This window comes from Streptomyces sp. NPDC029956, from assembly GCF_055574655.1.
Genome location: NZ_JBVHZJ010000091.1, coordinates 1 through 11,455 on the forward strand (window position 1 = coordinate 1; position 11,455 = coordinate 11,455).

The 11,455-nt window shown below is 69.5% G+C and carries 2 protein-coding genes; both read right to left on the reverse strand.

The window, feature by feature from the left end:
• Window positions 1-120: 120 nt before the first annotated feature.
• On the reverse strand, window positions 121-633 hold the full coding sequence (locus ACZ4XX_RS38430) for a hypothetical protein (RefSeq protein ID WP_468512455.1): 513 nt from the start codon (window positions 631-633) through the stop codon (window positions 121-123).
• An 8-nt stretch (window positions 634-641) separates the two neighbouring features.
• Window positions 642-11,063: a LamG-like jellyroll fold domain-containing protein gene (locus ACZ4XX_RS38435; protein WP_468512456.1), complete on the reverse strand. Its 10,422-nt coding sequence runs from the start codon at window positions 11,061-11,063 to the stop codon at window positions 642-644.
• Window positions 11,064-11,455: the final 392 nt, after the last annotated feature.

Sequence of the window (11,455 nt, forward strand, 5' to 3'; positions counted from 1 at the left end):
ACCCAAAAAATCCCCGCTTTTCCCCCGATGGGTGACGACCCCGCCTCGGTTCGTGGTCCGTGACCGGCCGCCGGACCGACCCCCCCGAAGGACCCTCCCGCCCCGACGGATCAGGTGGATCTACGAGATGACCACCGGGTTCTCCCCCGGAAAGTCCGGCGGAAGGCCGTCGGGGTCCACCGTGCCTGTCACCAGCCCGGTGAGGTACTCGGTGAGCGTGCCGTCGTACGTCGCCCAGTACCCGTTCCGCGTCTCCACGACGACGGTCCAGTGGTCGGGGCCGTCAGGACCGGTGCGCCAGTAGAAGTTGTCGCCGTCGGTCGAGTCGCCCCACGGGATCAGCCCCCCGGGCTCCGGATAGGGAACGTACCCCTCGGTCATCCCGTCCTCGTGCAGCGCGGCGAGCGACTGCCACGACTCCTTCACCCCTCGTGCGAAGCCGGCTTCCTCCCCCGGATCGGGAAGCTGCAGGTTCAGGAAGTCGGCGACGAGGAATGCCGGGTACCACTCGGCGAGCTCCATGAAGTCCTGGGGAAGACCGGTTCCGAGCTCAGCGGAGACGGCGTCCCAGTCCACCGCCTTCGGCTGCGCCGACTTGATGAGACCTAGCGCCGGAATGGCTTGTTCGAGCATGTCGATTCTCAACACGTCACCTGCGGGTCCGGGATGTTCTTCACATTGACAGAGAAAAGTCTCGACTTTTGCGTGAAGGCATCCATCTGAATTGCTGTGGGTATGTTCTCGCGACCGTTTCCGTATTCCAGCTTTCCGAAGTAGAGAACCGGTCCGGTCTTGAGCTGCTTCGCCATCCGATTCTCGCACCTCTTCATGTCGGGGTCGTTCATCTGCTTGAAGCCGGTGAAGATGTTCTCCTTGATCCAGTCGCCGTGGAACCTGTCGCCGAGGATGTGGCTCCGGTTGAAGACGACCTTCTTGCTGCCCCGCTGCTCCTCGTAGACGTAGCCCGGGGGCTCCCAGGACCCCTTGCGGGGTCCGCGTGAGTTCGGGGGCTTCAGGTCGCTGGGACAGAGGAGCGCCGCGACGCCCGTCGCCGTCTCCCGGTCGCCCGCGATCGTCGCGGCCTGGACCGTGGGCATGTAGCGGAAGCGTTCGGACCTGTCCCGGTCGCAGGGGTTCTGGCCTCCGTTGGGCGCGCTGACTCCCGCGTCCGGGTTGTTGTACATCTCGGCGGCCTGCTCGGGGGTGAATCCGAACGTCAGCATCATCTCCTGGAAGTCGTCCTGGGAGAACTGCTTCATGTACCCCGTGTCCAGGGTCCAGCGAGAGTCGCCGCTTCCCCAGTCGAATTCGGGGCGCCGTGCCGGAGCCGGGTTGTTCGGGTTCTGAGCGATGATCTTGACGATGTTGACCACGGTCTTGCCGAGGCCACCCCCGCCAGGTCCACGCCCCTTGCCGGGTCCGGGCCCACGACCAGGACCAGGGCCGGGGCCCGGGCCGGGGCCGGGGCCACGGCCACCACCGCAGTTCCGGGTGCACGCGCCCGAGGCCGCGTTGCCGCTGTACGCCCAACTGCCGACAGTGCTGCGGGTGCCGATGTAGGGCCCTTGGTAGACGCTCGTCGTGGCCCAGCTGCCGACCGAGCTGGCCGCCGCGTTCATCGCCTGGCTTCGCTGGTACTTGTCCGTGACCAGCGCGGTGCCCGTGACGGCCGCGGCCCCGGCGAGCCACCAGAGCGCGGTCTCCCCGCTGATGCCACCCGCCACCGCCAGGACGGCGAGACAGGGCGGGCAGTGACCGGTGGGGTCGGTCTCGTTGAGGGGGCTGGCGTTGCCGTACGTATAGCGGTTGGCCTGGACGGACGGCTTGGGGTCGATCTGCCAGGTGTCGCGGCTGGTGAAGCCGCCGATCCCGGGCTGGTACCAGCGGGAGGCCATGTTGACCTCGCCCGTGGAGGCGTCGGTCCAGCCGGACTGGTAACCCAGGGCGGGGTTCGCCCCGTTGGCGGCGGTCACCTTGCCGAAGGGGTCGTAGGCCCGGGAGGACGAGACCGCGGTGCCGTCTGCCGTGAGGCCGGCGACGAGGTCGGTGTGCTGGTCGGTGACCGCCAGGCGGGCCGTACCGGCTGTTCCGGTCGTCGCGCTGGCGAGCAGCGTGCCGCCGGGGTTGCGGATGTAACTGCTCGTACCGTCCTTGACGAGGTTGTTGGTGGCACCGTCGTAGGCGAAGGCGGCACCTCCGTGGCTCAGGACCCGGTCGAGGGAGTCGTAGGTGAAGGTGCTGGTGCCGTTGGTGATCGTGCGCTCGAAGGCGTCCGTGGCGATCTGGCGGCTGCTGCCGCCCTCCGTCACGGTCTTCTCGGTGCCGCGGGCACTGTAGGTGAAGGTCTGGCCGCCCCACGTCTCCAGCCGGTTGCGGGAGTCGTAGGTGGCGGTGATGTCACCTCTCCTGGTCAGGTTGCCGGCCTTGTCCCACTCGAAGGCGGTCGTCGTGCCACCGGCCGTCTCGGAGGTCATGCGACCCGCGAGGTCGTAGCCGTAGGTCTCGACGGCCGCCCCTGCCGTACCGGTGGCGCTCTTCTTCACCAGCCGGTCGTCGAGGTCGTACTCGTATGCCTGGCCGAGGACCTTTCCTCCCGTACCGAGCTTCGCGACGCTGTCGTCCGCGAGTCGGCCCAGAGCGTCGTACGCGTACGAGCGCTTCGCGCCGATCGTCCACGTGCCGCCGGCGGCGGGACGTGCGTACTCCTCCGTGGTCGGTCGCCCGGCCGCGTCGTAGCCGCTGCGCAGCTGCGTGCCGGTGAGCGGATCGGTCGTGGTGCTGAGTCGTCCGGCCTGGTCGTAGGTGAAGCCCGTCGTGCCCGCGGCGTCGGTGCGGGAGGTCAGCAGGCCGTCCGCGTCGTACCCGTAGGACGACGTGCCCGAGGCGCCGTCGGCGCTCAGGAGTTGACCGCGGTCGTTGTAGCCGTAGGTGTTGCCCTCGAGGACTCCGTCGCCCCCGAGGCCCGTGACACGGCCGGCGAGGTCGTACGACAGGCTGCGCGGCCGGGTGGCCACGGCGGTTCCGGAACCGGTCTCGCCGGTGAGGCGGCCCAGGGCGTCGTACGTCTTCTGACGCTTCACGTTGCCCGGCAGCAGCTCGGTGAGGAGCTGTCCCGCCGCGTCGTAGACGTTCGTCCAGGTGCGGACGTCCGGGTTCCAGTGCTGGGTGGTGGCCGGTTCGATCGTGGACTCGGGAAGGCCCCACGTGTTGAACGTGTAGTACGTGGCCTTGCCGCGGCCGTCGGTCAGGCGCGTGCGGTTGCCCGCCGCGTCGTAGCCGAAGGTCGTGGTGATGGAGTCGGTGCCGGTGACCGGTTCGACCTGCTTGGTCATCCGGCCGAGGGCGTCGTAGGTGTAGGTCCGCCGGGCGCCGCCGGCGGAGACCGACGCGGTGACGTTTCCTTCGGCGTCGTACTCGGAGGACACCGAGCGCAGGACCGTCGTTCCGGTGCCGAAGTCCGACACCGTCAACGGCTTGCCGAGGACGTCGTACGCCGTGACGGTCCTGCGGCCGGTGGCGTCCGTGGACTCGGCCCTGCGGCCGAGGCCGTCGTAGGCGGACCGGGTGACACCGCCGAGCGGGTCGGTGACGGTCAGCGCCTCACCCGCGGTGTTGTACGTCGTCGCCGTCCGGCGACCGCCTGGGGTCGTCCACTCGGCCAGGTTGCCCGCGTCGTCGAGGACGTAGCGGGTGACCAGGTGCTGCAGGGTCGGCTTGCGTTCGATCGTGGTGGCGGTGAGCTTGCGGCCCAGGTCGTCGTAGGTGGACTCGGTACGCGCTCCTGTCGGGTCGGTCTCGGAGAGCCGCAGACCGGTCGGGGTCGAGGTGTAGGTGGTGACGCCCCCGCCGGACAGCGCCGTGGAGGTGCCGCCGAAGGTGGTGGCGCCGGGAGCTTGGAGGCCCTGGGCACCGGCGATCGCCGGGTCCGTCCTGCTGACGAGGTTGCCCAGCTGGTCGTAGGCGTACGACGTCGTGCGTCCGAGCGGGTCGGTGGTGGAAGCCGGCTTGCCGAGCCTGTCGTACGTCGTGCGGCTGACGGCGGTGATCGGCGTGGCCGCGCCCGGCGCGGTGTAGTCGGGCAGCGTGACGGCGACGGGGCGGCCGAGCTTGTCGGTCTCCGTGCGGGTGACCAGGCCGCGTGCGTCACGGGTCTCGGTGACCTCGCCGAAGGTGTTGTAGCCGGTCAGGGCCGTGGGCGAAGCCGCAGTGGCGGCAGCGCCGTTCTCCTCGACCTGCACCTGCGGCGCCGTCGCCTCGACCAGGCGGCCGAGCGCGTCATAGCGGCTGGTGGCCGTGTTGCCGCGGGGGCTGACCTGAGTGAGAGCCAGTCCCCTCTGGTCGAAGGTGCCCGAGGTGACCCGGGTCCGGTTGCCGTCGGTGACGGTCGCCTTCTTCGTGTTGCCCGCGACGTCGTACTCGGTCGTGGAGGTGAGCTTCCTCCCGGAGCCGTCGATCGACTGCGTCTGCTCCGTGACCCTGTTGTCGCCGTCGTAGGCGAACGTCGTCACGCGGTTGAGGCCGTTCGGGTCGAAGACGCTGCGCGTCGTCCGTCCGGTGGCGTCGACCGTGTCGACCGTCGTACGGCCGCCGCTCTCGGTCCGGGTGACCGCGTTGCCCGCACCGTCGTACACCGCCGATTCCAGGACGATGTCCTTCTTGGAGCCGTTCGCCTGGGTGACCTGCTTCGCCGTCTTCGAGGCCTGGAGACCGTCGTCGTAGTAGGTGAAGGCGGTCGTGGCACCCATCGCGTCGGTCGTCGAGGCCAGCCGGCCCGCCGGGTCGTACGCGTGGGAGACCAGGACCAGGTCACGGGACTGTCCGGACGGATCGCCCGTCCAGTCCTTCAGGACCGACGCGGCCGGCAGCCCGCGCTGGGTGAACGCGTGCGTGATCACGTTGCCCGCGGGATCCGTCTCACGGATCACCCGGCCCAGCGCGTCATGGCCGAAGACCGACTCGTTGCCCGCCGCGTCCGTGACGCTCTCGTTCAGGCCGAGGGCGTTGTAGCGGTAGGTGGTGGTGCGGGTGGCGTCGCCGCCTGTGGTGTCCTCCGTCGACTCGGTGAGCAGCTGCCCGTCCGCGTCGTACGTGCGGGAGACCTTGGCGGTGTGCGTGACACCCGTGATCTCGTTCTTGACCCCGGGGCCCGTCTCCGAGGAGACGCGCGACATGGCGTCATGGGTGAAGGTACGGGTGACACCCGCCGGGTGGGCGTCGGAGACCTCGGTCTCCGTCAGCTTCCGGCCGATGGCGTCGTACGTGTACGACGTGACCAGCCCGCCGGGCGCCGTCGACTTCGCCACGTCACCGCTCGCGAAGTACGCGTAGGAGGTGGTGGCCCCGCCAGGGGTCTTCTGGGTGGCGACCAGCCCTCGCGGTGTGGTGCCGCCTCCCACGGCCGGCTCGCTGCCGGTCGTGTAGGTGGTGACGACCGCGCGGCCGTCCGCCAGCGTCACCGTGTCGGTCAGACCGAGCGTGGTGTACGAGGTGGTGGTCCGGTAGCGGTTGTCGCCCGAGCCGGTGGACCGACCGTCACGCACGGCCACCTGCTTGCCGTTGCGCGGGTCCAGCGGGTCGGAGGCGTTGTGGTAGTACTCCGCGAACGAGGTCCAGCAGGAGTTCGCGTCCCGGCAGGTCGTGGTCGAGACGGTGTTTCCGAGCTCGTCGTGACCGGTGATGGTCGCGTGACCGTTGGGGTCGGTGACCGTGTGGAGGAAGCCCCCGACGTCGTACGAGAAGGTCGTGACCCGTCCGTCCGCGTCCGTGGACGCCGTCGGGCGCTGGCCGCGGACCGCGTCGAAGGTGCTGCTGGTCTCCGCGCCCGTCGGGTCGGTGACCGTGACGGTGGAGGTCAGCGAGGAACCCGAGGCGTGGGAACGCGCGCTGTAGTGGCGGGCCACCTGGTCGCCGCTGAGGGTGCGCGGGTAGACGGCGACCTCGTCGATGCGACCGGTGAAGTACTGCACTCCGTCGCCCGGGGACGCGGGCCACCACCTGGTGTGGCCGGCGCCGATGTACGTGCGCTGGTTGGTCTCGTGGGTGACCGGAGCGGTGGTGGTCTGGGCGACCTGCGCACCGTCGAGGTACAGGGTGTGGGTGGGTCCCTGCGCCGTCACGACGGCGTGGTGCCACTCGTTGTCCGTGACCGTGTTCGGCGAGGTGTTGGTCGCGTCGGTGCCTCGGGTGAAGTACTGGCCGTGGAGCTTGTCGTCCGAGCCGACGTAGAGGACCGGCGCGTAGGAGAGGGCGTCCGGGAGCGGCTTCTCCTGGTCGCTGAAGAGCACACCCGGCTTGGTGGTCCTGAACCACAGCTCGACCGACAGGTCGGTGTTCGGCAGGTGGCCGCCCACGAGTTCGGCGTACCCGTCACCCGAGAACTCCGCCGCGGAACCGTCGCCGGGCCCGAAGGCCCCGAGGGAACCGGGAGTCGCCTTGGTGTAGGTGCCGTGGGCACCGGCTGCGGCGACCTTGTTCACGACGGTCGTGCCACCGGTCTCGTTCAGCTGCCAGTAGCCGGAGGGGGTGTCCGCCATGACGGCGCCCTGGTACTGCTCCCCGCTGCCGGTGACGAGACGGTTGCGCGCCTTGTAGTGGTCCGCGACGGTCTGGGCGTCCAGTTCCTTCGTGTAGAAGGCGGCCTCGTCGAGCAGGCCGTTGAAGTAGCGGGTGGCACGGGCCTGCCCGTCCCACGCCTCGTTGGAGTAGCCACCGCCGAGGTAGGCGTAGGCGAGGGTCTCCGGCTTGACGACACCGGCCTTGGAACCGATCTTGGCGCCGTCGAGGTACAGCGACTGACCGGTCGGCCCGCCGGTGATGACCACGTGGTGCCACGCGTTGTCGGTGACCTTCACACCGCCCATGACCGGCCAGCCCGCGGACGGGCCGTCCCACAGGTGGCCGCGGAGCTTGCCCTCCCCGTCGACGAGGAGACTCGCGTTCCACATCGTCGGGGTGGTCCCGAGTTCGGCGTTCTGCAGGCCGAGCAGGACACCGTTGGGCTTGTCCGTCTTGAACCAGAGCTCGACGGAGAGCGAGGAGGCATCACTGATCGACTCGGCCGGTACGGAGATCGCGCCCTTGGACCCGTCGAGGGTCACCGCGCCGTCGTCGCCGTCGAGGAAGGCGCCGACCCCACCGAGGGTGACCCCGTCACGGTAGGAGCCGTTGCCGCCTGCGGATATCTCGTCGACCGCCGCGGCGCCGCTGCTGTCACCCAGGCGCCAGTAGTTGACGGGGCTCGTGGTGCGGACGGCGTCCGAGTAGGCCTGGGAGCCCGACGCGTAGCGGGGCGCGGAGATCTGCCACACGCCGGCGCGCTCGTCGGTGACCTTGGTGGCACGCTCGGTGTCGCTGTCGTACTCGACACGTCCGCCGACGCGGCCCGAGGGCAGCGTGACCTTGGAGAGCTTCGAGGACCCGGCACGGGCCGCGTGGTGGGCGCGCACGGAGCCCGCGTCGAGGGCGCGGCGGTAGACCGCGACCTCGTCCATCAGCCCCTTGTAGTACCGGGTGCCGTAGGTGCCGGCGCCGTCCCACGTGTGGTCGGTGAAGCCGCCGCCGAGGTAGGTGTACGTCTTGACGGAGTGGCTGACGGGACCGGCGAGGGTGCCGACGGCCTGGCCGTCCAGGTAGAGCGTCTGACCGGTGCCGGTGCTGGTGAGCACGGCGTGGTGCCAGGCGTTGTCGGTGACGGTGGCCGTGGAGGTCATCGGGGTGAGGCCGCCGTCGGCCTTCTCGAACGCTCCGCGCAGCTTGCCGGCCGAGTCGACGGCCAGCACCGGGTTGTAGACGTCGGGGTGCGTCGTGCCCAGGGGGTCGTCCTGGAAGCCGACGAGGACTCCGTTCGGAGTGTCCGTCTTGAACCACAGCTCGACCGACAGCACGGTCGAGGAGGCCAGGGTCGACTCCGGCAGCTCCACCGAGGAGTTGACGCCGTTGAAGGAGGCGGCCTTGTTGCCCGTGCCGTTCAGGACCCCGGCGCCGCCGAGGGTGACATCACGGAAGTGCCCGGCGTTCATGCCGGTGCGGGATACCGCCTCGCTCTGCGCGGCCTCGCCCTCGCTCTCGTTGAGCCGCCAGTAGGCCACCGGGTCGGCGTCCTGCACCATGCCCCGGTAGTGGGAGCCGCCGGTGTACTCGTACACCGTGCACGCGGTGGTGGACGAAGGCGGGCAGACCTTGGTCAGCAGGTCGCCCTGGTAGGTGTACGACCAGACGAGAGCCGGTGCGGACGGGCCGACGGCGTCGGTGGAGACGGAGGCGACGTGCGCCCCGCTCCAGGTGAACCTCAGCGCCCGCTGCGACAGCGCGTCGGTGACCCTGGTCAGCTTGCCGCCGGTGTAGGCGAGCAGCTGCTCACGGTCGTGACCGTCCTTGATCCTGGTGAGCAGACCGGTCGCGTCGAAGGAGTACAGCGCCGCGGACGCGTCACGCAGCGTCCAGCCGCCGCCCGCCACGGACGTCAGCACGCCCATCGAACCGGAGGGCGCGCTGTACGTGCCGTCGCTGTTCTTGCCGAAGCGGACCTGAGCACCGTTCGCGAGGGTGATCACGGCGCTGCCGTCGGGTTCGGCGGCGGCCCGCATGTCCCAGCGGGTCGCCCAGCCCGCGCCGAAGGCACCGGTCTTGCGCGGGTCCTGCGAGTTGTACGTGCGGACGACCGCCAACTCGGGGCCGACGGTGGGCACGGAGGCGTCGGTGGCGGCGGTCACGTAGTTGCCGGACCGCTCGCCGAACGTCCGGCCGTCGTCGGCGCCGCCCAGGTGGGAGGTGATGACCGGCTGCGGGACCTGCGTGGTGAGGATCGAGGGCACGGTTCGGGCCGACTGGTCCTTGCCGTCGTTGGCGTACGCGTACCAGGCGTAGGTCTTCGCCCAGCTCAGCCAGCCCGACGGAACGGTCCAGCTCGGCGAGGCCGCGTGGGTGTTGCCCCTGCAGTTCTTCCGCGTGTCCTTGCCTTCGACCTCGCACACCTCGAACTGGTACGTCAGCCCGTTGGGGTACTTGTCATGGTCGGTGGCCGAGGCCCACAGCGTCGGATTGAGGGTGTCCACGAGCGTGCCGCTCGGCGGACTCGCTCCGGTGACGTACGGCACCGCGTTGGCGGCCTCCACGCGCATCGCGGCGGCGGGAACGCCCTGTGAGGCGAAGGAGTTGACCTGGTACTCGTCCATCGTCCAGGCGATCGCGTACGTGCCCGGCGCGAGCGGCGCGATGTGGGCGTCGAGCGTGACCGAGGCGCCCGGGGCCACGTCGTAGGGCATGTCGGTCCAACGGATCTTGGACCAGTAGTCGCCTCCGACCTGATTCCCGTTGCCGTCGTACAGGTCGTAGCGCAGCTTGAAGTTGCTGTTCCTGGGCCAGGTCTGCTGACCCTGGTTGGTGACGGTGACCTTGAAGACACCCTCGGAGGTGGCGGTGATGGGCGAGACGAAGTTGCCGAGCTGGTAGCTCGCGCCGTACTTGGTCCACGAGACATCGAGGCTGGGCACGCCGCTGCCGTCGTCCGAGTGGAACTGCTTCCAGCTCTTGGAGTCGTCCGTGGCCGCCTTGACCGCCAGGCCGTAGTTCGCCTTCCGGCCGTGCGTCCAGTCGTCGACGAGCTGACGTCCCTCGTTGCCGAGGGGGATGCTCTCCCAGGCCGGAGCGCAGGACCACGTCTCGGTGCCGGTGGGACGCCAGCCGTGGGCGAAGCTCTTCGACCCGAGCGCCGGACCCGTGGCGGGACCGGGGAAGACGGAGGTACTGCCTTCGGACCAGTTCGACGTGATCGGGTGAACGGTCACGGGGCGCGCGGTGCACGACTGGGACCAGGAGTTGTACAGCGCCAGATTGGCGTTGATCACCCAGGCGTTCTTCAGGCTTCCGGTGTTCAGCCCGTCGAAGCGCAGGAAGCTCGCAGCCTTGTGGCCGCCGCCGTCGTACGTGCCGACCTTGAGCACGTCGGCACTGGAGAAGTTGGTGTTGTAGGGCGATTCGACGTACGTGCCCGAGGTCGCCTTGACCCCGGTCACCGACGGGTCGACCTTGACGGGGTAGACCCGCCGGGGGTCCGCGAGCCACTTGTGGTCAAGGGAGACGACCAGCGTCTGACGGCTCCCGCGGCTCTCCAGGCGGTAGGTGACCCCGGAGGAGATGGCGCCTTCGGCGGCGTTCTCCGTGTGTCGGGAGTCCTCCATCCAACCTGCCGGCATGGCGGCCTGTTGCCGCCCGGAGGCATCGGTGAAGACGACTCCGCCGTGGCCGTCCAGCTTGGCCGTGAGGCCGTTCAGGACGAGAGGGAAACGCCACTCGATGGGAGCGGACCGGTCCTTGAGGACCAGCGTCTCCTTGACCGAGTCACTGCCCGCGACGAGCTGCACGTCCGCGGCGGGACGGACCTCCGGGTAGGTGATCGTGCTGCCTGTGGCCTCACCGATGGAGTGGGAGGCGCCCTCGATGGAGTACCCGAGCGAGGCGGTGTCGTTCACGCCGAGACGTACCAGGGGCGCGGCGTCGGCGTACGCGCCCAGGGCGATCCTGTTCTCGGAGGACTTGGGCTGCCAGGCGGGAGTCGCGGCCGCTCCGCCGGGCGGCGTCACCGTGTTCCCGCTCTGGGTGAGCCGGGAGTCGATGCCCTTCCACTTGCCGTCCTGGCCGAGGAAGTTGACCGGCTCGTTGTAGAAGCGGGTGGTGTACGTCCCGTCCTTGTTCAGGAAGGTGCGGGCCTGCCTGGTGCGTTCGGCGGGCAGCTCGGCGCTGGTCTTCGGGTCGAAGCTCTTGCGCTGCGGCGTTGCGGGCGCGGCCACCTTGACGAACGGCGTCCTGGCCGGCCGCTTGGGCGCACCGCCCAGCCGCTGGTGCGCGGTGCCGCCGTCCGGCGGGAGTTCGCCCGGCGCCTTGAGCGCTCCGCTGCGTCCCCCTCCCGCCGTGGCGTCGGTGGCGTCGCCGGAGACGCTGTGGCCTCGGCCGCGCGCCGTTCCCCAGCCCTGCTCGGGCAGTTCGCCGGCTCCACGGCCGGTCTTTGCGGTGACCCAGTTGTCCACCGCGAGTGCGGCCTGTTCTGTACCTGCCAGAACGGCCATGATGAATGCCACCAGGAGTACCAGTGGTCGCGCTGTGCGCACGGACTTCCCCCACTTAGATGATCAGTGGGAATGTCCTACCGGCACACACAACCTACTCACAACATTCGGCCGAGTTTCGCACACCCTCTCCGCAGCCCGAGGGGGAGATTCGCCGCCTAGAAACAGTGACAAATAGTCACACACCAGCACTGCTCACCCTCATGGCACGTGAGGAAGATCATGAAGGCCTTAGGAACTGTCACTTCCTGTGAGCATGCGACACCGTGCAGGGCATCACATTCAGCCACTTCATGCGCTGTCCTGGGGGGGGGGGGGGGGGGGAAAAACCCCCCCCCCCCGGAGCTCTCCCTCCACCTTGCGCCGCCGGTCGCTCCCACCACGGGGACCCC

Excerpts from the sequence above, each read along its gene's own strand:
- ACZ4XX_RS38430 (WP_468512455.1), bottom strand. The coding sequence starts at position 633 with ATGCTCGAACAAGCCATTCCGGCGCTAGGTCTCATCAAGTCGGCGCAG.
- ACZ4XX_RS38435 (WP_468512456.1), bottom strand. The coding sequence starts at position 11,063 with ATGGCCGTTCTGGCAGGTACAGAACAGGCCGCACTCGCGGTGGACAAC.